Here is a 25,013-nt window from a genome sequence, read left to right as displayed (position 1 = left end):
AAATGAATTTAAAAAAAATGATGATGGCTTCTGCCCTTCTAATGGCTGCTTGCTGTATGCAGGCACAGACAAAAGTGATAGCCCACCGCGGATTCTGGAAAACTCCGGGATCATCACAAAACAGTATTTCATCACTTCTAAAAGCAGACTCCATCAGTTGTTACGGTTCAGAATTTGACGTATGGATCGCTAAGGATAACAAGTTGGTGGTCAACCATGATCCTGTATACAAGATGAGACCGATGGAGTATTCCAAAGGTGACGCACTGACCGGACTTAAATTATCCAACGGAGAAAACTTGCCTAGCCTGGAACAATATCTGGAAGCCGGGAAAAACTGTAATACCCGACTGATTCTCGAACTGAAAGCACATAGCAATAAGAAACGTGAAACCAAAGCCGTACAGGGAATCCTTGCCATGGTGAAGAAAATGGGACTGGAAAACCGCATGGAATATATCACGTTCTCCCTACATGCCATGAAAGAGTTTATCCGCCTGGCTCCTGCCGGTACTCCGGTATTTTACCTTAACGGGGAACTGTCTCCCAAAGAATTAAAGGAACTCGGTGCTGCCGGTCTTGATTATCACATGGGAGTGATTAAGAAACACCCCGAATGGATCAAAGAAGCTCATGAGCTCGGCTTGAAAGTAAATGTGTGGACTGTGGACGAAGTGGAAGATATGAAATCGCTGATCGAACAGAAAGTAGATTTCATTACCACCAACGAACCAGTCATCTTACAAGAAGAACTGAAAAAACATCAATAAGATAAAATCATTACAAAGTAAACTATTTAATATCCGTCTTTAAAGAAACAGCTCGTTGTACTAAATCCCGCATACGTAATAGCTAAAGTTTGCTATCTGTATGCGGGATTTAGTACAACGGGTGGTTCCTTTTAAAGGAACCACCCGTTTCTTTTAAAGGAAAAATGAGCTTTCATAACAAACTAAATACCAGCATATTAAGAACACTCTTTTTTTCATTTGAAAAAGAAAAAGGTCATTTTCATATATGCCAATAAAAGATTACAAACGATTTACTGGAAATCATCTAATACCTCTTTCAACTCTCCTACCGTAAGCTCTCCTACCTGTCTCCATAATTCATGTCCCTTATGCAATAAAAGAAAGGCGGGCACTGTTTCTACATTATGCGCATCGGCTATTGTTCTATTTTCTTCAGCATTCACTCTTATCAATTCTACAGTTCTCTTTTCGTAAGTCCGAAGCACAGGACCTATCCACTCATAATGAGGTGACCAGTCGGCATAAAATACTACCAACACCAAATGGTTGGTCTTAGCTGCTGTTTCTAATTGTTTCTCTATATTCATATCTCTACGTTTTTATATTAATGATAGTGCTAAAACAATGAATACAGGAAAAGGTTCTTCAGCATATCCGGCGAGCAATATGATAGATAAATAGGGGTTTTCACTTTCATATCGTCAAAAGGAAAAGGATATATTTCTTGTTTTTATAGCGGATTTCACCGATTATCAAGGCTAAATATTCTTCATATATTATGGAAGAATATGCAAAACAATTCACCCAAATAACAGTTTATTAATATATAAATAGGTATAATTTCAAATTATAACTAAACACAGCCGTATATAAAGCGATTATAAGTTTGAGGAAAATAAATAGATATTAGATATACTTTTTAGTAAAATATAAAGCAAAAAGTCATACCTTTGCATCGTAATAAAACAAAAGGATACAACAACCAATAAATAACAATCAAAATGATATCAAAAATTAAGTTCACAAAAATGCATGGAGCGGGAAATGACTACATATATGTAGACACAACCCAATATCCGATAACCGACCCTGCAAAGAAGGCAATCGAATGGAGCAAGTTTCATACAGGAATCGGAAGTGATGGACTTATATTGATTGGCATCTCTGATAAAGCGGATTTCAGCATGCGTATTTTCAATGCGGACGGTTCGGAAGCTATGATGTGTGGCAACGGAAGCCGTTGTGTAGGCAAATATGTATATGAATACGGCTTGACTGACAAAACAGAAATTACGCTGGATACACGATCTGGAATAAAAATTCTGAAACTGCATATAGAGGAAAAAACAGTCAGTACAGTCACCGTAGATATGGGTAGTCCGTTGGAAACAGACGGGATTCAGTGGGAAGGGAAGTATCCTTTCCGGTCAACCAAAGTATCAATGGGTAATCCGCATCTCGTCACATTTGTTGAGGACATCACCCGGATTGATTTACCGGAAATCGGTCCTGCACTGGAGAATCATCCTCTTTTTCCCGATAGAACTAATGTGGAGTTTGCACAGATTGTCGGCAAAGACACCATACGGATGAGGGTATGGGAAAGAGGATCGGGAATCACTCAAGCTTGCGGGACAGGTGCTTGTGCCACAGCAGTAGCCGCCTTCATCAACGGACTTACAGAAAGAAAAAGCGATGTAATCATGGATGGAGGGACAGTTACCATTGAATGGGATGAAATCTCCGGGCATATATTAATGACCGGACCGGCAACCAAAGTTTTCGATGGGGAGATTGAGGATAAGTAATAAATAAGTATTAGATATTAAGTATCAGGTATTAAGTATTAGGTATCAGGTATTAGATTTTGCAGAACTTAAAACAATAACAAGATGGCATTAGTAAACGAACATTTTTTGAAGTTACCGGGAAGCTATTTATTCTCGGACATAGCGAAAAAGGTAAATACCTTCAAGATAACACATCCTAAACAGGATATTATCCGGTTGGGTATCGGTGATGTCACCCAACCGCTTCCGAAAGCGTGTATCGAAGCCATGCACAAAGCGGTAGAAGAGCTGGCCAGCAAAGATACATTCCGCGGATATGGTCCTGAACAGGGATATGATTTTCTGATTGAAGCAATTATAAAAAATGACTTTATTCCACGTGGGATTCACTTCTCGGCATCCGAGATATTTGTCAGTGACGGTGCCAAAAGCGATACCGGAAATATAGGAGATATTCTTCGCCATGACAATAGCGTAGGTGTTACAGACCCCATCTATCCGGTATATATAGACAGCAATGTCATGTGCGGACGTGCCGGAGTGCTGGAAGAAGAGACGGGCAAATGGAGTAATGTTACTTATATGCCTTGCACAAGTGAGAACAACTTTATTCCGGAAATTCCGGACAAACGGATAGACATTGTTTATCTCTGCTATCCGAACAACCCGACAGGAACGACCTTAACCAAACCGGAACTGAAGAAATGGGTGGACTATGCATTGGCAAACGATACATTGATTCTGTTCGATGCCGCTTATGAAGCATATATCCAGGATGAGAATGTCCCCCACTCTATCTATGAGATTAAGGGAGCTAAAAAGTGTGCGATCGAATTCCGTAGTTTCTCAAAAACGGCAGGATTTACCGGAGTACGCTGCGGATATACCGTAGTTCCGAAAGAACTTACTGCCGCCACATTGGAAGGAGACCGCATCCCACTCAACAGATTGTGGAACCGCCGCCAGTGCACCAAGTTCAACGGTACTTCTTACATTACCCAACGGGCAGCAGAAGCCGTTTACAGTGCAGAAGGCAAAGCACAGATTAAAGAAACAATCGGCTATTATATGACCAACGCCCAAATTATGAAAGAGGGATTGGAAGCCACAGGACTGAAAGTGTATGGAGGAGTCAACGCTCCCTACTTATGGGTGAAAACTCCGAACGGGCTTTCATCATGGCGATTCTTCGAACAGATGTTGTATGAAGCCAATGTGGTCGGTACTCCCGGTGTAGGCTTCGGACCAAGCGGTGAAGGATATATCCGCCTGACTGCCTTTGGCGAACGTAACGATTGTATCGAAGCAATGAGAAGAATAAAAAACTGGCTATAAGATAGTATTTCGCGCGCTACTATATACATGGACCGTACATCCACATTTTTCTAACTTAAAGGTAAAAAGACGATGAAAACGACGATTAACAAAAAATGGGGAGTAATAATAGTAGCATTATTACTGACAGGGTTTGCTCCATCCGCAATGTTGGCGCAAGATAAAGTGGAAGCTTCCGTTGGAGCCGATCTGGTAAGTGGTTACATCTGGCGTGGCCAGGATTTAGGCGGAGTTAGTATTCAGCCTTCATTGGGAATCACTTACAAGGGCTTCTCACTCGGAGCATGGGGATCGGTAGGGTTCGAATCGACAGATACGAAAGAGTTCGATTTAACTCTCGGTTATTCGACGGGTGGTTTTAGCGTTTCAGTGACGGATTATTGGTTTAATACCCAAACAGCAACTAACAAGTATTTTCAATACGGAGCTCATTCAACAGCTCATGTATTTGAAGCACAAGTCGGATATGACTTCGGACCACTGACAGTCAACTGGTATACAAACTTTGCAGGTGCCGACGGTGTGAAAGAAAATGGCAAAAGAGCTTATTCTTCTTACCTCGCACTTAGCGCACCATTCAAATTGGGAGGTCTCGACTGGACAGTAGATTTAGGGATGGTTCCTTGGGAAACAACTTTCTACAATGACTATACAAGTGGATTCTGCGTATCAGACGTAAGTATCGGAGCTTCCAAAGAAATCAAAATAACAGATTCTTTCTCACTCCCGGCATTTGCGAAAGTTACAGCAAATCCACGAACAGAAGGAGCTTACTTCACATTCGGATTAAATTTTTAGGAGAGAGAATTTAGAATATCAAAGAGCGTATAGGGATCAGGTAGTTAGAGTTTAGATTTTATCGGTTTGTTGTATGGTAACCTGCTATGGCTGCCCCCTGTACCTCTTTCTTTTACAGGTCAACACTAATATTTAAGGTATATGAAAAAGATTGAAGCTATTATCCGTAAAACCAAATTCGAGGACGTGAAAGAAGCTCTTCTCGAAGCGGACATCGAATGGTTTTCTTACTATGACGTAAGAGGTATTGGGAAAGCACGGCAAGGACGTATCTACCGCGGTGTAGTATATGACACCAGCACTATCGAAAGAATCTTAATCTCTATTGTCGTGCGCGACAAGAATGCCGAGAAAACTGTACAAGCCATTATTAAAGCGGCACAAACCGGAGAAATCGGAGACGGACGTATTTTCGTCATCCCTATTGAAGACGCTATCCGCATCCGTACCGCCGAACGTGGCGATATAGCCCTATACAATGCTGAACAAGAACGCTAATCCAGCAACCAGCAATATGCCGGGGCCAGATTCCCATGCGGATTAAACGTTGATGGCATATATGAAAAAGAAATTATAATATTACTAATAACAGGCATTTAATAAGATAATTCATTATGGATACAAAATATAAAAGCCATAGCTTCGTAAAGCTGTGGATAGCCACTACCATGTTTATGTTATGCTGTTTTGCCACCGGCACGCTAGCACAAGACGCAGTTGCTGCAGATACTGTTACGACGGTGGTAGAGACGACAACTGAAATTACAGCAGCTCCTGCCGAGACTGACGCAGAAACCCCTGATACAATTGGTGAACTGGCCTTAGGACTGAATACAGTCTGGATGTTGCTTGCAGCAATGCTGGTATTTTTTATGCAACCGGGATTTGCACTTGTTGAAGCTGGGTTCACAAGAGTAAAGAATACCGCCAATATTCTGATGAAGAACTTTGTTGATTTCATGTTCGGTTCTTTATTATATTGGTTCATCGGTTTCGGGCTTATGTTTGGCGCAGGAGAATTCATCGGAATGCCCCACTTCTTCGACCTTTCTTTCATGGACAACGGTCTTCCCAGAGAAGGTTTTCTGGTTTTCCAGACCGTATTCTGTGCAACGGCAGCCACAATCGTATCAGGAGCAATGGCAGAACGTACCAAATTCTCCATGTATTTGGTTTACACGATTTTCATCAGTGTACTGATATATCCGATATCCGGCCACTGGACTTGGGGTGGCGGTTGGCTGATGAACGGTGAAGAGGGGTCTTTCATGATGAATCTTTTTGGAACAACCTTCCATGACTTCGCCGGTTCTACCGTTGTTCACTCTGTAGGTGGATGGATTGCTCTGGTAGGTGCTGCCATTCTTGGCCCGCGTATCGGTAAATATGGAAAAGACGGCAAATCAAGAGCTATTCCGGGACATAACCTGACAATTGCCGCACTAGGTGTATTTATTCTCTGGTTCGGATGGTTTGGGTTCAACCCCGGTTCTCAATTGGCAGCAAGTACCGAAACTGATGCAAATGCAATCTCCCACGTATTCCTGACTACAAATCTTGCGGCCTGTGCCGGTGGTTTCTTCGCATTGGCGATCAGCTGGATGAAATACGGAAAGCCTTCTTTGTCACTGACATTGAATGGTATTCTGGCAGGTTTGGTCGGTATTACAGCCGGATGTGACGCAGTATCTCCCGCAGGAGCCGCTCTGATCGGCGCAATCTGTGGTGTTGTAATGATTTTCTCTGTCGACTTTATAGACAAGATTTTAAAGATAGACGATCCGGTGGGCGCATCTTCCGTACATGGTGTTTGCGGATTTCTCGGAACAGTTCTCACGGGTTTGTTCTCTACCAGCGAAGGTTTATTCTACGGACACGGTTTCGGATTCCTCTGTGCACAACTATTCGGAGCACTGGTTGTCGGTGTCTGGGCAGCAGGTATGGGATTCATAATCTTTAAAGCACTTGACAAGATTCACGGACTTCGTGTTCCGGCACGTATCGAAGAAGAAGGTCTTGATATCTACGAACACGGAGAGTCCGCTTACAACTAAATGAAACAGATTATCAACTCTAACATATTTAACAACAAATCAAATCAGGTATTATGTCAAAACTTAGATTCAGAGTAGTAGAGACAGCTTTCAAGAAGAAAGCGGTTGAGGTAGCAACACCTGCTGAACGTCCTTCGGAATACTTCGGCAAATATGTGTTCAACAAGGAAAAGATGTTCAAATATCTTCCCAGCAAGGTATACAATGCGCTGATTGACGCAATTGATAATGGTGCTCCGCTAGATCGCAGTATTGCTGACGAAGTAGCTGCCGGCATGAAGAAATGGGCCATCGAAATGGGGGCCACTCACTACACACACTGGTTTGCACCGCTCACCGAAGGTACGGCAGAAAAGCACGATGCTTTCGTCGAACATGACGGCAAAGGTGGCATGATGGAAGAATTTACAGGCAAACTGCTTGTGCAGCAAGAACCGGATGCTTCTTCTTTCCCGAATGGCGGAATCCGCAATACATTCGAAGCGCGTGGTTACAGTGCCTGGGATCCTTCATCACCTGCTTTTATTGTAGATGATACGCTTTGCATCCCGACTGTCTTTATCGCATATACCGGTGAGGCTCTCGACTATAAAGCTCCCTTATTGAAAGCACTGCGTGCCGTAGATAAAGCTGCCGTAGACGTATGCCATTACTTCAATCCGGAAGTTAAGAAAGTGGTTGCTTATCTAGGCTGGGAACAGGAATATTTTCTGGTGGACGAAGGTTTATATGCCGCACGTCCGGATTTATTGCTGACCGGACGTACTTTGATGGGCCATGACAGTGCCAAGAACCAACAGTTGGAAGACCACTACTTCGGTGCTATTCCCACCCGTGTGGCTGCCTTCATGAAAGACCTTGAAATTGAAGCTCTGAAACTGGGTATTCCTGTCAAGACTCGTCACAATGAGGTTGCTCCAAACCAGTTTGAGCTGGCTCCTATCTTTGAAGAATGTAACTTGGCCAACGACCATAACTTGCTGATTATGTCACTGATGCGTAAGGTGAGCCGTCGCCACGGTTTCCGCGTACTGCTTCATGAAAAGCCCTTCAAAGGTGTCAATGGTTCGGGTAAACACAACAACTGGTCTTTGGGTACTGATACAGGTATCTTATTGATGGGACCAGGTAAGACTCCGGAAGACAATCTGCGTTTTGTTACATTTGTTGTCAATACATTGATGGCTGTTTACCATCATAACGGATTGCTGAAAGCTTCTATCTCCAGTGCTACCAACGCCCACCGTCTGGGAGCGAATGAAGCGCCTCCTGCAATTATCTCCTCTTTCCTCGGAAAACAGTTGTCGCAGGTATTGGATCATATCGAGAACAGTACGAAAGATGATTTGATCAGCCTTAGCGGTAAACAGGGAATGAAGTTGGATATTCCGCAGATTCCCGAATTGCTGATCGATAATACAGACCGTAACCGTACTTCTCCATTTGCTTTCACAGGCAACCGCTTTGAGTTCCGTGCCGTAGGTTCCGAAGCAAACTGTGCTTCTGCCATGATTGCATTGAACTCGGCCGTAGCAAATCAATTGGTGAAGTTTAAGAAGGACGTGGATGCGTTGATTGAAAAGGGAGAACCCAAAATTTCCGCCATTCTTGAAATCATTCGCGGATATATCAAAGAATGTAAAGCCATTCATTTCGACGGTAACGGTTACAGCGACGAATGGAAAAAAGAAGCTGCCCGTCGTGGACTGGATTGCGAAACCAGTGTTCCTGTTATCTTCGACAATTACCTGAAACCGGAAACAATTGCCATGTTCGAAGCTACCGGTGTAATGACAAAGAAAGAACTGGAAGCCCGTAACGAGGTGAAATGGGAAACTTATACGAAGAAGATTCAGATTGAGGCACGTGTATTGGGTGACTTGGCAATGAATCATATCATTCCGGTTGCCACTCAATACCAGACGGACTTAATTAATAATGTCTATAAGATGCAATCTCTTTTCCCGGCAGAAAAGGCTGCGAAATTGTCTGCTAAAAACCTGGAACTTATTGAAGAGATTGCCGACCGCACAGCTTTCATCAAGGAGCATGTAGATGCAATGATTAAGGCTCGTAAGGTTGCAAACAAGATAGAAAGCGAACGGGAAAAAGCCATTGCCTACCACGACACAATCGTCCCGGCACTGGAAGAAATCCGTTATCACATCGACAAGTTGGAACTGATTGTCGACAATCAGATGTGGACGCTTCCAAAATACAGGGAACTGTTATTTGTGAGATAGAAAAAAATGCGGTGAACGATAAACTGTAAACGGTGAACAAACTGCATTATCATTGCAGAATATTCACCGTTAGCCGTTCACTGTTATTGAAATTATCTATTTCTTTTGTTGGTTGTTTTAAGTTTGCGGGGAGGGGTGCTGTGAAGCAGTCCTCTTCTTTTTTTTATTCGATAATCTTTGCGTCTTCAATATCATCATCGTCATGCATAACCGGAGCCTTCGGGCGGCGACGGGCAAACTTGAACCAGTTTATCAATTCGGAAAGAGAATAAACCAAACTGCTGATACCAATAATTATAAATGCAGTATTACGCGCTCCTGTCGGATTGAACAAAGCAATGATACCCGCAATAAGAATCAGCGAAGGAATCAGATAAAAAGCTCCCGAAACGGGCATCCACCGACGAGCCATCGACAAAGAAGCAATCTGTTGCACTCCTCCCATAATCAGGATAAATCCCAATAAAAACATCAGGACGTCTGCAAAGAATTCAGGCATCACAATCAGCCAAAGTCCGAATAATAAGCTACCGATTCCTTCTATCGGAAAACGGGGAGCAGCTTCACCTTCCGGTCTTTTCCGGCCGAAATAGCCAAAAAGGCTGATAACACCGGGAATCAAGAAGGCAACACCTACCGTAATGACAATATAGCTGGCAGCCGCATTAGGCCAAATCACGAGTACCAATCCAATCACAAGTGCGAAGAGAATACGAATAAGGGAATAATTCATTGTTTTCATAAATTCTATTTTTTTAACCGAGTCTGTTCCAATACTTTTGCGAATATAAGTGTTTCTACTGACATATAAAAATAACAAATAAACATTGTAATAAGTTCGTAATATGTTACGATATGAAAAAAAGGTGATCAATATTTGGAAAAGTCCTCGTATTAATCACCTTTTTATATTTTAGTAAATATAATATTATGATACCTTGTTTTTTATAAAATCAATAGCTTAATACTTCATTACCTTATTACTGCTTACAGTATTATACCAGTCAGTATTCATGGCCTGATCATGCGCCCAGTCGGCGAACTTAGCATATGCATCCGTTATCACTGTTGTCTCTGTAGGATAAGCAAATTTTTCAGGAACGCAAAGAGCCCATGTATTATTAACCGCCTTGATTACATCCAGCACTTCCTTATCAGCCAATTGGCCGTTCACTGTAGGCGAATTAAATTGATTCAGATGAATTTCCGTTCTCTTCTGAGCTCCCCCCTGATATGCAATAAAGAAATCTAAGCCGTCTGTCACACTAGGGATGGATATTGCATTCTTGAGTTTTATGTTCACTTCAAGAGTATATATGTTTGTAAGAGGAGTACTAGCATTCCCCGTATTCAACATAGGACGTTGTGATCCAGTATATCCATACACATAATGTGCATCGCCAAATAAAGGAATCACAAGTTCATTACCGTTCGTTTCATAAGATGCATTTTCAAATATTCCAGAATTTAATGAGTTGGTACGTTGGGTAGCACCTGCACCAAAACTGACCTCTTCCACATTACTTTTATCGAATTCTCGTATTCTTAAACCAGCACCTAATTGCTTCACGGCACCAACCGCACGCAGGTCGACTATATATTTCAATTCTTTCACATCATTACCAGCAGCAGGCAAATTGACATTCAACACAATATCATTGAAATCATAGTCTCCCGCTTGCGGATAATTGTCTTCAAAGGCATAAGAATAAACTGCATTTCGAATCTCTACATCATCCGGATTTTCATCAGAATTGTATCCTTCTTTGATACATTCACCGTCAGCAGGAAGTATAAAATCAGCCTTACCCGGATTGCAATAGGTAGCGCCTTGCTGCAATCCTTTATTTACTAGCCATGCAAAAGGAGACCAGTCATAGTGCGCTTCACCTTTATATGTCTGATCTGTTATTTCACAAATGATATTATTTGTTACTTTAGAATTAGATTGAGCCAAACCACTAAGATTAGCAATCTCATTAATTCTCAATAAAGCAGTACCCACAGTTGGACCGGTAACAGTTCTATATAAGCTGGCCTTACCTGTACAAGTCAACATGGATTGCGCTTCCATTACAATGTCATTGTCATTACCATTATAACCAAGCTCCTCGCAAATGGCTTCGGAAGTATTCCCCATAACAAGTGTGCCAAATTGGAATTTACCGGTTTTCAAATAACAACCATTTTTAATATTGGTATTATTGTTACCATTGATACTTCCAGTCTCCATAGTACCATGATTCACCAGTTCCATTCCATTTGTTGAAGCTTCATAGCGTTCCAACTGAAGTAATCCATAATTATAAAAGACTCCTACACCACCGTTGAAATCTAATACAGAGCAATTAATAGTGCCTGCATTATAGTTTCTTAATCCACTAGAACCATTTGTAATTTGAATAGTTCCCTCACCTATGATACTTCCACCCGGCATTACTGTTAAATAAGACTTATTTGTCAACGCCAAGCTCGCATTTTTGGCTATCTCTACTTTCCCACCATTTTCAACTACAATTTCTGTAATATCGCTAAATTGATAACTACTTTCAATAATCCATGTACTTCCTTGAGGAACGATTACTTTCACAGCCTGGGCTCCACCACTGGTTCCAGTAGTAGTAAATCCTTTATTAAAAGTACCACTCTGAATTTTAAACCAACGTTCTTTTTCTTTGAATACAGGTAATTTAGCATATTCAAACCATCCGGAACCTGCACCCAAATCCCAACCAGCTTGAACATCAGTAGCTATCGCTTTTTTACTACTAATATCATCAGCTGTATAAGGCGCTCCCATAGCCGGTATACCTGTTTTCGGCACAGTTCGTGACATAGAGCGTGTAGGCACATCCTTTTCATGTCCAAGTTGTGCAGTTACTTCTCCATTTTCAATCGCCACGGGCTGCACCATATAATGTCCGTGATTGTCTATACGTGCAACAAACACTTTATTGAGAGCTGTTGCACAGTCCATCACTACATTCAAAGTTGTACTTTGATTGGCAGTTCCTTCCGCTAAGATTTTTGCTGTACTTTCCGAGCTTAATGGGTCAGCATCGAATATCTGTATCTTATAATCTGTGCCCAAATCTCCATTAACCGACACATGTGCCGTCACTTTATGCGACATGGTCCAATCCCCATTAGGATCGATGTTCTTTACAGGAAAGGTTTCTTCGTAAGTTTGTCTCAGTTGATCTGCATCGAACAGAGTTTTCTCATTATCAACACAACTAGTAAAACTGATGGAGGACGCCAACAACGAAAAAGTGAAGACTTTTGCAATGTTCTGTTTCATAATCTTTGAATGCTTAAGTTTGCTTTATTTGCACAAAATACAAATCACCACTAATCAACAATCAGTAATGAACACACAAAGATAATTGTATTTATAGATAAAAGACAGCTAAAGTTGTATTTTCAGCTCACAGTTAACATCTTTTAGTAATACAATTTTAATTATTCTCATTAAAAGATAATCGACTACATCATTGAAAATAAAAAACTTATAAGTATGAGCTTTGTAGTATGAAGCAAAAAACAAAGAGTTGCATATTCTATGCAACTCTCAATTAAACGACAAAGATTCAGTACTACAGAGCACTACAAAATCCCGAGTTCCTTCATTTCCCTATCGAAAGAATAAAAGTTAATAATTAGAAGGGGAAAATCAAAGGTAAAACAAAAATCATCACAATCCCCATAATAATCTGCAATGGCAATCCTACTTTTACATAATCCATAAAAGTATATTGACCGGCAGGCATCACCAGGGCGTTAGGCGGTGTAGAGAATGGAGAAGCAAAACACATACTTGCACCTACCGTCACAGCAAACAAGAAGGGAACCGGACTCACCCCAATCTGTATGGCACTTTGCAAAGCAATCGGCGCAAGTAAGACAGCAGTAGCAGTATTGCTAATAAACATCGTCATCAGCGAAGTCGTAAAGTAAATACCTGCCATCAATGCAACAGGTCCGTATGATCCCAAGCCGCTAACCAACGTATTGGAAATATATTCCGAAGCTCCTGTTTTCTCCAATGCCAAGGACATAGGAAGCATAGCTGCAATCAATACAATACTCTCCCAGTTTATCGTTTTATAAGCCGCTTCTACATTACGGTAACATCCGGTCAATACCATCAATATACCTGCTATCATAACAGCTGTAACCGGAGCTATCGGAATGAAGTCGAAAACCATCATTGCCACCATTAATAACATAATAGCAGCCGCCACGGGAGCTTTATAGTCTAACGTTACTTTAGCCGCTTCCGCCAAAGGCTGTCCCAAGACAACCCAATCAGCCTCTTCCTTACTAAGACGGGCTATATTATTCCATGTTCCCTGCACCAGAAGTACATCACCACTGTGAATGCGCTCATTTCCCAATTCTTGCAATAGGTATTCCTTTTTACGACGGATTCCTAATACGTTCACATTAAACTTATCACGAAAACCGGCCTCTTTAATAGTTTGGTTTATCAAATTAGAAGCTGGCATCAACACTATTTCAGCAATACCGATGTCATAAAAATCCAGCGAATTAACTGTACTTTTTGTTTCTTCTGTTGCATGGTCGTCTAAAATCTCTAACAGATAATCTTCCGCAAAGAGTTGTACCTTATCAAATTCTCCCGTCACATACAAAATATCCTCGGCTTGCAACATTGTGTCCGGTGTGGCAAACTTCTGTGTAATCGTTTTCAAAAAACGATGTTGCGATGCATCACCACGACGAACTTCCATGATATTCAAACCATATTTATGACGAATATCCAAGTCAATAATTGTTTTACCTAAAAGCCGGGAATCTTTTATTACCTGCAAACGGAACAGATTGCTGGAAAGTCCATATTCATTCACCAACTGCTTCAATGACTTACCCGAACGTTTATTATCATCTTTCTGACCCTTTTTAGAAAGAAACCATTTACTAAGTGGCATTAATACAAGTGTACCGACAATTACACAGACAACACCGACAGGCAGGAAAGAGAAGAAGGAAAGCGGTTCAAGTCCGGCGGAAGTCAACGTATTCTGTATCACAAGGTTCGGCGGAGTACCGATTAAAGTCATCATACCTCCCATACTACTCGCAAAAGCCAATGGCATCAATAGCCTGCTCGGATTCATACCGGCACTCATCGCCAGACTGACAACAATAGGAAGCATCAGCGCCACCGTACCTGTATTACTGACAAACGCACCAATGACCGAAGTCACTAACATCACTAACAGAAATAATCGAATCTCACTAGTTCCTGCAAGTTTAAGAATACGGGAACTTATCATTTTTGCCAACCCAGTCTGAAAAATAGCCCCTCCCACTACAAACAATCCGATCATCATAATGACTACCGAATTGGAGAAACCGGAGAGTGCTTCGTCAGGAGTTAATATCTGAAAAATAAGTAAAGCTATCAGCGCACATAGTGCCACAATATCCGAACGAACCTTGCCGTTCACAAAAAAGACAGCCGAAAGAACGAGAATGATAATGGTTATTAGCATACGTAATTTAATGATTGTTTTATTTTGACTCTATCAAAACTAATTCAGGTGAACAAAAATAGAAAATACTCCAGCGTTATTAAAACAAATTAGAAATGATTTTAGTTCATGAGACATCATTTAATATTTTAATACATTTTCTCTCCGAAAAAAGATTCTAAATCAAACTAAATATGATACTATACAAGAACTATAAAATACCACACTTCTACTATCTCTTCATCACATATAATTACAGCCTCACAATATAATGTTGAAAGACAATATATTTATGTATTATTTTTTTGAAAATTAAAGAACAATTCATATCTTTACACCTCATTTATATCAAACATTTTATGGCAAACAATATTTTGTTAAATTATTGGATCAACGAAGCTCATTGGGGTTATAATTATTTACTGGTAATTATTTTGCTCCTTGTCATCAGCATCTTACTATATAGAATCCGTAAATTACAAAAAACGATTAAAAAGACCAATCATTCCTACCGTTTCTCCTTTGATATTCTCGATAACCTTCCTTTTCCTATCTTTGTAAAAGATATTACAAACGATTTCCGATACTATTACTGGAATAAAGAATCAGCCGCTCAATCCGGCATTAGCAGTGAAGAAGCCATCGGACATACTGATTATGAAATTTACGGAGAAGAAAGAGGTGAAAAATACCGGCATATCGACAAAGAACTCATACAAGCAGGCAAAGTATATCGCAAAGAAGAGAAATACACCACTCCCGATGGAATCACCCATGATACTATTGCCGTTAAATCTATTATTTCATGGGAAGGAGAAAAGAAATGGCTGTTGGCAACCCGGTGGGATATCACACAACTCAAGAATTATGAAAGAGAATTAGTTGCCGCCAAGGAAGAACTGGAAAAAGCATTGAAGAAGCAAAAACTAGCTCTAAAAAGTATCGACTTCGGCCTTATCTATATTGATAAAAATTACCGCGTACAATGGGAGGAAACAAGACAAATAGCCAGCCTGGTAAAAGGCAGACGATACATACCGGGAAAAATTTGCTATCAGACCAGTGCACTTCGTAATGAACCGTGTGGACAATGTGCTTTCAAGAAAGCTATCGAACAGGGCAAAATTATCCGGCATACCATCAGAGTAGACGATGTAGATTTTGAAGTGACCGCAACTCCTGTATTCGGCGACGAAAAGGAAACTGAAATTATTGGAGGATTACTTCGTTTTGAAAACATCACTGAAAAACTAAAGATGGACAAAATGCTGCAGGAAGCAAAAGAAAAAGCCGAAGAATCCAACCGGCTCAAATCTGCCTTTCTCGCTAATATGAGCCATGAAATACGAACCCCGCTAAATGCGATTGTAGGATTCTCCGAAATGGTTTGCCAGACGGAGGAGGAGGAAGAGAGAAAAGAATTTGTAAAAATCATCTCCAGCAATAATATCTTATTATTGCAACTGATAGACGACATCCTCGATCTTTCTAAAATTGAAGCCGGCACTATGGATTTCACATTTGCACAGACTGATATCAATGAATTGATGGAAGGTATTTGCAGGCAAATGCAAGAAAAGAATTCTTCCCCGGACGTTCAAATCTTATTCACAGAAAAAGCAGATCAATGCGTGATGTATACCGACCGCATACGTCTATCACAGGTTATCATCAACTTTACAAATAATGCTTTGAAATTCACCCCTAAAGGTTCTATCGAAATGGGATACCGGATTGAAGAAGCCAAAGATGAAATATACTTTTATGTAAAAGATACAGGTATCGGAATTCCTGCTGACAAGATAGATAAAGTGTTTGAACGCTTCGTCAAACTGAACTCCTTTATTAAAGGAACAGGACTCGGACTAGCCATCTGCCGTGTCATAGTAGAAAGACTGGGCGGGGTTATCGGAGCAGAATCTAAAGAAGGAGAAGGCTCTCGCTTCTGGTTCAGAATTCCAAGGTCAGAGAAAATTGAGAAATAATAAAAGAAAAGAGGATATTGTGAAAAGTATGTTCCAATATCCTCTTTATCCTATATTCTTAATGTAAGAGTATGCTTAAAGTGCAGTCTCTAATATCCTGCGGGCAACAGCACCCGTTACATTTCCATTCTCTCCATATTTAGCACCACGTTCATTGAATCGACGTTCGACTTCCAAGATAGTATCCTGTCCGATGTTCTCTTCATGCAAACGTGTAGTCAGCCCAAGTGAACGGAAGAACTCTTCGGTATGACAAATCGCTTCATCAATCCGTTCTTCTCGCGTACCGGAAGTAATTCCCCAGACTCTTTCACCATACTGCAAAAGCTTGTCTCCTTTTTCTTCATGAAGCACCTGTAAAGTGGCAGGAAGAACAATGGCTAACGTATGACCATGTGTCAATCCGTGCAAAGCAGTAATTTCATGGCCAATCATGTGAGTTGCCCAGTCTTGCGACACTCCCATAGCAATAAATCCATTCAATGCCATTGTAGCCGAAAGCATAAAATCAGCCATCAGTTGATAATCATGCTGGTTTTCACGGATTTTCGGAGCTATTTCCACCAAAGTTTGTAAAATGCCTTCCGCCCAACGGTCCATAATGCGGCTCTGCCCGGGAGTAGTCATATATTGCTCCATCACATGAACAAAGGTATCAGCCAAACCACAGGCCACCTGATGAGGAGGCAAGGTAAAGGTTACTTCCGGGTCAAGAATAGAGAAGATTGGATAGTTGGCATAAAAAGGATATTTCTCTTTTGTTTCACGACGGGAAATAACTGCCCCGTTATTCATCTCCGAACCGGTAGCGGGCAAAGTCAATACAGTGGCAAGAGGCACAGTATGAGTGACTGGTCGTCCGGCAAGTACTAAATCCCAGGCATCACCATCATACAGGATTCCTGCAGAAATCAATTTCGTACCGTCAATAACGGAACCACCACCAACAGCCAGCAGATAATCTACTTTCTCTTCTTTTCCCAAAGCAATAGCTTTACGAAGAGTTTCAATGGCAGGATTGGGTTCGATTCCCCAGAATTCTACTGTAAAATGATTCTTCAATGCTTCTTTTACCTGATCGTATACTCCGTTTTTCTTCACGCTTCCGCCGCCAAAAGTAATCATAATACGCTTGTCGGATGGTATTTCTTTAGCCAGCCGGGCAATCATCCCTTTTCCCATTATCAGTTTCACGGGATTTTGAAAAATAAAATTTTCCATATCGTTAGTCTATTGTTATTATTTTGGTTATCAGTCACTCTCCTTGCAAAGATACATGATTTATCCGAACCCTGTCAGAATCAAGCGAAGAATTGTTGTACCACGGAAGGAACCATAGCCGACAACCAAGGTTTCATATCCTCTGCTACCAATAACCAATACAATAATAATATAATGAAAATGGCAATAGCAATACCTACTAAAACTTTTCTCTGTTTCATAATTGTTTTTGTTTAAATATTCAATATTTATAAGAACAGTTCAGGTTGAAAATTGTTCTATATCAGAAAAATGAAGGTAAAAGAGAAAAAAAGTCATTTTTTGTTTGCTGTTTCAAACAAAGTGTCTATATTTGCCCCCATAAAATTACAAAAGACAATGAGAACAATGTTAGTAAATACATATTGGTGGTGGCACCCGTTACAACTCCGACAGTCGTAAGGGAGCAGTGCTCGTATGTATATACCTCATTAAAGATATAACAGATTTGAAAGAGCCCTGTCGCAACTTGCGGCAGGGCTCTTTTTATTTGCCCATTTTCGAACAGATTTAGATAATAACATAAAAAAATAGATAGGATTATGAAAAGTTTTTTAGTTGACCAGGATGGCTATTACGGAGAATTCGGTGGTGCTTACGTACCGGAAATCCTCCACAAATGTGTTGAGGAACTGACAAACAAGTACCTCGAAGTGATTGAAAGCGAAGAATTTAAAAAGGAATTTGAGCAATTATTACGCGACTACGTAGGACGCCCTTCCCCACTCTATCTGGCAAAACGCCTTTCCGAAAAGTATGGTTGCAAGTTGTATCTGAAACGGGAAGACCTGAATCATACCGGTGCACACAAAATCAACAACACCATCGGACAAATCTTGCTGGCACGCCGCATGGGAAAGAAGCGCATCATCGCCGAAACCGGAGCCGGACAACATGGAGTAGCAACAGCTACCGTGTGTGCATTGATGGATATGGAATGTATCGTTTATATGGGAAAGACGGATGTAGAACGCCAGCACATCAATGTGGAGAAAATGAAAATGCTGGGAGCTACCGTTATTCCCGTTACTTCCGGAAATATGACCTTGAAAGACGCCACCAACGAAGCGATCCGCGACTGGTGCTGTCATCCTGCCGACACTTATTATATCATCGGCTCTACCGTAGGCCCTCATCCTTATCCTGATATGGTGGCACGCCTGCAATCTGTTATCAGCGAAGAAATAAAAAAACAACTGCAAGAAAAAGAAGGACGTGACTATCCGGATTATCTGATAGCCTGCGTCGGAGGAGGAAGTAATGCTGCCGGAACGATTTATCATTATATCAATGATGAACGGGTAGGCATCATTCTGGCAGAAGCCGGAGGCAAAGGAATAGAAACCGGAATGACCGCCGCTACCATCCAACTCGGTAAAATGGGAATTATCCACGGAGCGCGTACTTACGTCATCCAAAACGAAGACGGACAGATTGAAGAGCCTTACTCGATTTCCGCCGGACTGGATTATCCGGGCATTGGCCCGATACACGCCAATCTTGCCGCACAAAGACGTGCCAACGTTTTGGCAATCAATGACGACGAAGCAATAGAAGCCGCTTACGAACTAACTAAACTCGAAGGTATTATCCCTGCACTGGAATCTGCCCATGCATTAGGAGCTTTGAAAAAATTGAAGTTCAAACCGGAAGATATCGTTGTATTGACTGTTTCAGGACGAGGAGACAAAGATATTGAAACCTATTTATCGTTTAATGAACAGCAATAAGTAATTAGTAAACCATTATTCGTAATCAATAATCAAGCAATTATAGAAATGAAAACATTTAATTATACAACTCATAGCAAACAAGTGCTCGGAGATATGCATACTCCCGTCAGCATTTACCTGAAAGTCCGCGACATGTATCCGCAATCTGCATTAATGGAAAGTTCCGATTATCATGCCGGAGAAAATTCCTTGTCATTTATAGCCCTCTGTCCCCTGGCAAGCATCGGTATAAACAGTGGAATTGTCACTGCCAAATATCCCGATAACAGCCGCACGGAAGAACCCTTGACAAAAACCTTCCATGTAGAAAAGGCCATGAACCGGTTTATCAATCAATTCCAAGTGACCGGAGATAATAAGAATGTATGTGGACTTTACGGATACACGACGTTTAACGCTGTGAAATACTTCGAGCACATCCCGGTGAAAGAAAGTCACGATGAGCAAAATGATGCTCCGGATTTGCTATACATATTATATAAGTATGTCATTGTTTTCAATCATTTCAAAAATGAATTGACACTCGTTGAAATGTTGTCCGAAGGAGAAGAAAGCGGCTTGCCGGAACTGGAAGCAGCCATCGAAAACCGGAATTATGCTTCTTACAATTTCTCTGTAACAGGTCCCGTTACCAGCCCTATCACCGACGAAGAACATAAAGCCAATGTCCGCAAAGGAATCGCACACTGTATGCGTGGAGATGTTTTCCAAATCGTACTTTCCAGAAGATTTATCCAACCTTATGCCGGAGATGATTTCAAAGTTTACCGCGCACTCCGCAGCATCAATCCTTCTCCTTATCTTTTCTACTTCGATTTCGGAGGATACCGCATCTTCGGTTCTTCACCGGAAACACATTGCAAAATCGAAGATGGTCGTGCTTACATCGATCCGATTGCCGGAACTACCCGCCGTACCGGAGATATAGTAAAAGACCGGGAACTGACAGAAGCTTTACTAGCCGATCCTAAAGAAAATGCAGAGCATGTCATGCTGGTTGATCTTGCCAGAAACGACCTTTCCCGTAATTGTCATGATGTACGCGTTCTATTCTATAAGGAACCACAATATTATAGCCATGTCATTCACTTGGTAAGCCGCGTCAGCGGTATGTTGAATGAGGGCGCAGACAAAATAAAAACGTTTATTGACACGTTTCCTGCCGGCACATTAAGCGGTGCTCCCAAAGTACGCGCTATGCAGTTAATCAGCGAAATCGAACCACATAATCGTGGAGCCTATGGTGGCTGTATCGGTTTTATCGGATTGAACGGCGAATTAAACCAGGCTATCACCATCCGTACTTTTGTAAGCCGCAACAATGAACTCTGGTTCCAAGCCGGAGGAGGTATTGTAGCCCGCAGTCAGGATGAATACGAACTGCAAGAGGTGAACAATAAACTGGGAGCACTGAAAAAGGCGATTGATCTAGCTGTCAAACTAAAAAATTGAAAGCAGAGATAGTATTTGAACAACCATTTTACAATGACAATAAAAATGAAAATATTACTTTTAGATAACTACGACTCTTTCACTTATAACCTACTGCACGCAGTGAAAGAATTAGGGGCTACAGATGTAGAAGTAGTCCGCAACGACCAGATAGAGCTTGATGAAGTAGACCGATTTGATAAAATCATCCTGTCTCCCGGACCGGGCATACCCGAAGAAGCCGGACTGCTATTACCTATTATTAAAAGATATGCTCCGACCAAAAGTATTCTGGGTGTCTGCCTCGGTCATCAAGCCATCGGCGAAGCTTTCGGAGCACGCTTGGAAAATCTCAAAGAAGTATATCATGGAGTACAGACTCCGATTACCATCCTTCACCAGGATTTGCTTTTTGAAGGGTTGGGAAAAGAAATCCCTGTCGGAAGATACCATTCCTGGGTAGTCAGCCGGGAAGGTTTTCCCGATTGCCTGGAAATAACGGCAGAAAGTCAGGAAAGACAAATCATGGCAATCCGCCATAAGACCTACAATGTACATGGTATTCAGTTCCATCCCGAATCAGTATTAACTCCGCAAGGAAAAGAAATTATTAAAAACTTCTTAAACGATTAAACTTATGAAACAGATTCTATACAAACTTTTCGAACATCAATATCTAGGACGCGATGAGGCTCGCACCATTTTACAGAACATCGCACAAGGAAAATATAATGATGTACAGGTAGCCTCTTTAATTACCGTCTTTCTGATGCGTAATATCTCTGTGGAAGAATTATGCGGTTTCCGCGATGCATTGCTTGAAATGCGTATTCCGGTTGATTTAAGTGAATTTGCTCCGATAGATATCGTAGGAACCGGAGGTGATGGAAAAAATACATTTAATATTTCCACAGCTTCTTGTTTCACTGTTGCCGGAGCCGGTTTCCCGGTTGTGAAACATGGTAATTACGGAGCAACATCAGTCAGCGGTGCCAGTAATGTGATGGAGCAACACGGTGTAAAGTTCACCAGTGACGTCGATCAACTGCGTCGTAGCATGGAAAAATGTAATCTTGCCTATCTGCATGCTCCTTTATTCAATCCGGCATTAAAGGCTGTAGCTCCGGTTCGTAAAGGATTGGCAGTACGCACTTTCTTTAATATGCTCGGTCCGTTGGTTAATCCGGTATTACCGGCCTATCAACTTTTAGGAGTTTACAACCTCCCGTTACTTCGCCTCTATACCTATACTTATCAGGAAAGCAAGACGAAATTTGCCGTTGTTCATAGTCTCGACGGATATGACGAAATCTCTCTGACAAATGAGTTTAAAGTGGCGACCAGCGATCATGAAAAGATTTACGCTCCCGAGAGTCTCGGATTCTCCCGCTATAAGGAAACTGACCTGGATGGTGGACAAACACCGGAAGATGCAGCTAAGATTTTCGACCAGATCCTGAATAACAAAGCTACGGAAGCTCAAAAGAATGTAGTGGTAGTCAATTCAGCTTTCGCCATCCATGTGATTTGTCCGGAGAAGACTATTGAAGAATGTATTGCTCTCGCCAAAGAGTCATTGGAAAGTGGACGCGCATTAGCAACTTTGAAGAAATTCATTGAGTTAAATAGTTAAATGTAAAATTAGGCACGGATTACGCGGATTACACAGTTCTTGTTAATCCGAAGCCGTAAAATCCGTGTACCCCGTGCCTAAATCATCATAAATATAAAAACCTACGAACTGATGAAAGATATATTATCAGAGATTATAGCAAACAAACGATTTGAAGTTGACCTGCAAAAGCAGGCTATCTCCATCGAGCAATTACAGGAAGGTATCAGCGAAGCTCCGACCTCTCGTTCTATGAAGCAGGCATTATCCTCTTCTGCATCGGGTATTATCGCTGAATTCAAGCGCCGGTCTCCGTCCAAAGGATGGATAAAGAAAGAAGCATGCCCGGAAGAGATTGTCCCCTCCTATGCAGCAGCAGGAGCCTCCGCCCTTTCCATCCTTACCGACGAGAAGTTTTTCGGAGGAAGCCTGAAGGATATCCGCACTGCACGCCCTTTGGTAGAGATCCCCATTCTTAGGAAGGACTTCATCATTGACGAATACCAGCTTTATCAAGCCAAAATTGTCGGTGCCGATGCCGTACTTCTTATCGCAGCCGCATTAGAACCGGAGAAATGTAATGAACTTGCAGAAAAAGCTCATGAACTAGGTCTGGAAGTTCTCCTGGAGATTCACAGCTCCGAGGAATTAATATACATCAACAAGAAAATAGATATGGTAGGAATCAACAACCGTAATCTAGGTACTTTCTTCACTGATGTAGAAAACTCTTTCCGCTTGGCCGGACAACTCCCCCAAGATGCTGTATTGGTATCCGAGAGCGGCATCTCCGACCCGGAAATAGTAAAACGACTTCGGGCAGCCGGATTCCGGGGATTCCTGATCGGTGAAACATTTATGAAAACACAGCAACCGGGAGAAACTTTACAGAATTTCCTGCAAGCAATCCAATAAACTAATTATTCAAAACGGACAGCCCTATGATTAACGGAAAAATTATCAAAGTATGCGGTATGCGTGAAGCTGAAAACATACAGGACGTAGAGTCTATCGAAGGCATAGATATGCTGGGATTCATCTTCTATCCTAAATCTCCCCGATATGTCTACGAGCTTCCGGCTTACTTGCCCATTCACGCTCAGCGTGTCGGAGTTTTCGTCAACGAAGACAAGCAGACAATCAGCATGTATGCTGATCGTTTCGGACTGAATTATGTGCAGCTCCACGGAAATGAATCGCCGGAATACTGCCGGTCCTTACATTCCACTGGATTGAAAATCATCAAGACCTTTTCAGTAGACCGTCCCAAAGATTTGAGAAAGGTATATGACTATGAAAAAGTCTGTGATCTTTTTCTGTTCGATACCAAATGCGAACAGTATGGTGGTTCGGGAAATCAATTCGACTGGAGCATTCTGGATATGTACAATGGACATGTACCCTTTCTATTGAGTGGAGGTATTAACTCGTACAGTGCCAATGCCCTGAAAGAGTTCAAGCATCCCCGGCTTGCCGGATACGATCTCAACAGCCGTTTTGAATTGAAACCGGGAGAAAAGGATCCGGAGCGTATCCGGACATTTTTAAATGAATTAAAATCATAATCTAAAAATTTCAACGTCATGAATAGAATTAATCAACTTTTCAATAGCAACAAGAAAGACATACTTTCTATTTATTTTTGTGCCGGTACTCCTACTTTAGATGGCACTGCCGATGTAATCCGCACGCTCGAAAAGCACGGAGTGAGCATGATTGAAGTCGGCATTCCTTTCAGTGACCCGATGGCAGATGGCATTGTTATTCAGAATGCCGCTACTCAGGCATTGCGCAACGGTATGTCTCTAAAACTTCTTTTTGAACAATTACGGGATATTCGCAAAGACGTAAAAATCCCACTTGTACTCATGGGATATCTAAACCCAATCATGCAATTCGGATTTGAGAATTTCTGCCGTAAATGTGTGGAATGTGGTATCGACGGCGTCATTATCCCTGACCTCCCTTTCCGTGATTATCAAGAACATTATCGTATCATTGCCGAACGCTATAACATCAGAGTGATTATGCTCATCACACCGGAAACCAGCGAAGAACGGGTACGCGAGATAGATACACATACCAGCGGATTTATTTATATGGTTTCATCAGCAGCAACCACCGGAGCGCAACAGGATTTCAACGAACAAAAACGGGCTTACTTCAAAAAGATAGAAGATATGCACCTGAACAATCCGTTGATGGTAGGGTTTGGCATCTCCAATAAAGCGACATTCCAAGCAGCTTGTGAACACGCTTCCGGAGCTATCATCGGAAGCAAGTTCGTCACTCTGCTTGAAGAAGAAAAAGACCCGGAAAAAGCTATTCTGAAATTAAAAGAAGCATTGAAGTAAGTACAACAGACAGCAATCCGGCAATCAGTAATTAAGTAGAATGATTTGGTACGGTTATTCTGCTTAATTACTTTGATTATTTACCTATAACGATATAGAAGCCATTTTCTTATAATTCATCTGATTATTCCGCATAATTATTCAGATTTATAACATTTCATCATAAAC

At 41.5% G+C, this 25,013-nt stretch carries 21 protein-coding genes; 15 read left to right on the top strand and 6 right to left on the bottom strand.

The features are described 5' to 3' along the window. Positions 1–2: 2 nt before the first annotated feature. Positions 3–770 (top strand): glycerophosphodiester phosphodiesterase family protein, encoded by a 768-nt coding sequence (locus I2I13_RS16155; protein WP_167511904.1) that lies wholly within the window; start codon positions 3–5, stop codon positions 768–770. 272 nt (positions 771–1,042) lie between these two features. On the opposite strand, the gene I2I13_RS16150 is transcribed toward I2I13_RS16155, so the two are convergent. After that, on the bottom strand, positions 1,043–1,339 hold the full coding sequence (locus I2I13_RS16150; RefSeq protein WP_143866853.1) for a thioredoxin family protein: 297 nt from the start codon (positions 1,337–1,339) through the stop codon (positions 1,043–1,045). 414 nt (positions 1,340–1,753) lie between these two features. Between I2I13_RS16150 and dapF the strand changes: the two genes are divergently transcribed. The 6 genes from dapF (at position 1,754) to I2I13_RS16120 (ending at position 8,972) form a co-directional block, all read left to right on the top strand. Continuing rightward, positions 1,754–2,560: a diaminopimelate epimerase gene (gene dapF, locus I2I13_RS16145; RefSeq protein WP_195649974.1), complete on the top strand. Its 807-nt coding sequence runs from the start codon at positions 1,754–1,756 to the stop codon at positions 2,558–2,560. 84 nt (positions 2,561–2,644) lie between these two features. After that, entirely contained in the window at positions 2,645–3,877 is a 1,233-nt protein-coding gene (locus I2I13_RS16140; protein WP_195649973.1) for an LL-diaminopimelate aminotransferase, read from the top strand. Between the two features lie 72 nt (positions 3,878–3,949). Beyond that, positions 3,950–4,675, top strand: a complete 726-nt coding sequence (locus I2I13_RS16135) for a hypothetical protein (protein WP_195649972.1) — start codon at positions 3,950–3,952, stop codon at positions 4,673–4,675. Positions 4,676–4,816: 141 nt separating this feature from the next. Then, positions 4,817–5,173 (top strand): P-II family nitrogen regulator, encoded by a 357-nt coding sequence (locus I2I13_RS16130; RefSeq protein WP_143866860.1) that lies wholly within the window; start codon positions 4,817–4,819, stop codon positions 5,171–5,173. 116 nt (positions 5,174–5,289) lie between these two features. Next, positions 5,290–6,729, top strand: a complete 1,440-nt coding sequence (locus tag I2I13_RS16125; RefSeq protein ID WP_148367540.1) for an ammonium transporter — start codon at positions 5,290–5,292, stop codon at positions 6,727–6,729. A gap of 53 nt (positions 6,730–6,782) precedes the next feature. Beyond that, entirely contained in the window at positions 6,783–8,972 is a 2,190-nt protein-coding gene (locus tag I2I13_RS16120) for a glutamine synthetase III (protein ID WP_195649971.1), read from the top strand. 163 nt (positions 8,973–9,135) lie between these two features. Here the strand turns inward: I2I13_RS16120 and I2I13_RS16115 are convergent, their stop codons facing one another. The 3 genes from I2I13_RS16115 to I2I13_RS16105 all read right to left on the bottom strand — a co-directional run bounded on the left by I2I13_RS16115 (position 9,136) and on the right by I2I13_RS16105 (position 14,491). After that, positions 9,136–9,714: an HdeD family acid-resistance protein gene (locus I2I13_RS16115; protein ID WP_148367544.1), complete on the bottom strand. Its 579-nt coding sequence runs from the start codon at positions 9,712–9,714 to the stop codon at positions 9,136–9,138. A gap of 219 nt (positions 9,715–9,933) precedes the next feature. Further along, positions 9,934–12,273, bottom strand: a complete 2,340-nt coding sequence (locus I2I13_RS16110; protein ID WP_195649970.1) for an LruC domain-containing protein — start codon at positions 12,271–12,273, stop codon at positions 9,934–9,936. Between the two features lie 358 nt (positions 12,274–12,631). Then, positions 12,632–14,491 (bottom strand): SLC13 family permease, encoded by a 1,860-nt coding sequence (locus tag I2I13_RS16105; protein ID WP_195649969.1) that lies wholly within the window; start codon positions 14,489–14,491, stop codon positions 12,632–12,634. A gap of 338 nt (positions 14,492–14,829) precedes the next feature. Between I2I13_RS16105 and I2I13_RS16100 the strand changes: the two genes are divergently transcribed. Further along, on the top strand, positions 14,830–16,455 hold the full coding sequence (locus I2I13_RS16100; protein ID WP_195649968.1) for an ATP-binding protein: 1,626 nt from the start codon (positions 14,830–14,832) through the stop codon (positions 16,453–16,455). A 75-nt stretch (positions 16,456–16,530) separates the two neighbouring features. On the opposite strand, the gene I2I13_RS16095 is transcribed toward I2I13_RS16100, so the two are convergent. Next, complete coding sequence (locus tag I2I13_RS16095; protein WP_148367656.1) at positions 16,531–17,676, bottom strand: iron-containing alcohol dehydrogenase; 1,146 nt, start codon at positions 17,674–17,676, stop codon at positions 16,531–16,533. Between the two features lie 80 nt (positions 17,677–17,756). Beyond that, entirely contained in the window at positions 17,757–17,897 is a 141-nt protein-coding gene (locus tag I2I13_RS16090) for a hypothetical protein (RefSeq protein WP_167511910.1), read from the bottom strand. 360 nt (positions 17,898–18,257) lie between these two features. On the opposite strand from I2I13_RS16090, the gene trpB reads away from it, so the two are divergent. The 7 genes from trpB to trpA all read left to right on the top strand — a co-directional run bounded on the left by trpB (position 18,258) and on the right by trpA (position 24,845). Next, positions 18,258–19,445: a tryptophan synthase subunit beta gene (gene trpB / locus I2I13_RS16085; RefSeq protein WP_004300103.1), complete on the top strand. Its 1,188-nt coding sequence runs from the start codon at positions 18,258–18,260 to the stop codon at positions 19,443–19,445. A gap of 48 nt (positions 19,446–19,493) precedes the next feature. Further along, on the top strand, positions 19,494–20,900 hold the full coding sequence (locus tag I2I13_RS16080) for an anthranilate synthase component I family protein (protein WP_148367654.1): 1,407 nt from the start codon (positions 19,494–19,496) through the stop codon (positions 20,898–20,900). A 45-nt stretch (positions 20,901–20,945) separates the two neighbouring features. Next, entirely contained in the window at positions 20,946–21,512 is a 567-nt protein-coding gene (locus I2I13_RS16075) for an aminodeoxychorismate/anthranilate synthase component II (RefSeq protein WP_148367653.1), read from the top strand. Between the two features lie 4 nt (positions 21,513–21,516). Next, positions 21,517–22,512 (top strand): anthranilate phosphoribosyltransferase, encoded by a 996-nt coding sequence (gene trpD / locus I2I13_RS16070; protein WP_148367652.1) that lies wholly within the window; start codon positions 21,517–21,519, stop codon positions 22,510–22,512. 111 nt (positions 22,513–22,623) lie between these two features. Further along, a complete protein-coding gene (gene trpC / locus I2I13_RS16065) occupies positions 22,624–23,406 on the top strand; it encodes an indole-3-glycerol phosphate synthase TrpC (protein ID WP_148367651.1) in 783 nt (260 codons plus the stop codon). A gap of 26 nt (positions 23,407–23,432) precedes the next feature. After that, positions 23,433–24,056: a phosphoribosylanthranilate isomerase gene (locus I2I13_RS16060; RefSeq protein WP_195649967.1), complete on the top strand. Its 624-nt coding sequence runs from the start codon at positions 23,433–23,435 to the stop codon at positions 24,054–24,056. An 18-nt stretch (positions 24,057–24,074) separates the two neighbouring features. Continuing rightward, entirely contained in the window at positions 24,075–24,845 is a 771-nt protein-coding gene (gene trpA / locus I2I13_RS16055; RefSeq protein ID WP_195649966.1) for a tryptophan synthase subunit alpha, read from the top strand. The last annotated feature ends 168 nt before the right edge of the window (positions 24,846–25,013 follow it).

The sequence above is a fragment of the Bacteroides sp. D55t1_190419_B8 genome (genome assembly GCF_015558905.1).
GTDB lineage: Bacteria > Bacteroidota > Bacteroidia > Bacteroidales > Bacteroidaceae > Bacteroides > Bacteroides vicugnae.
The sequence above is the reverse complement of the archived record's forward strand: the minus strand, read 5'-3'. Positions and strand labels throughout refer to the sequence as shown.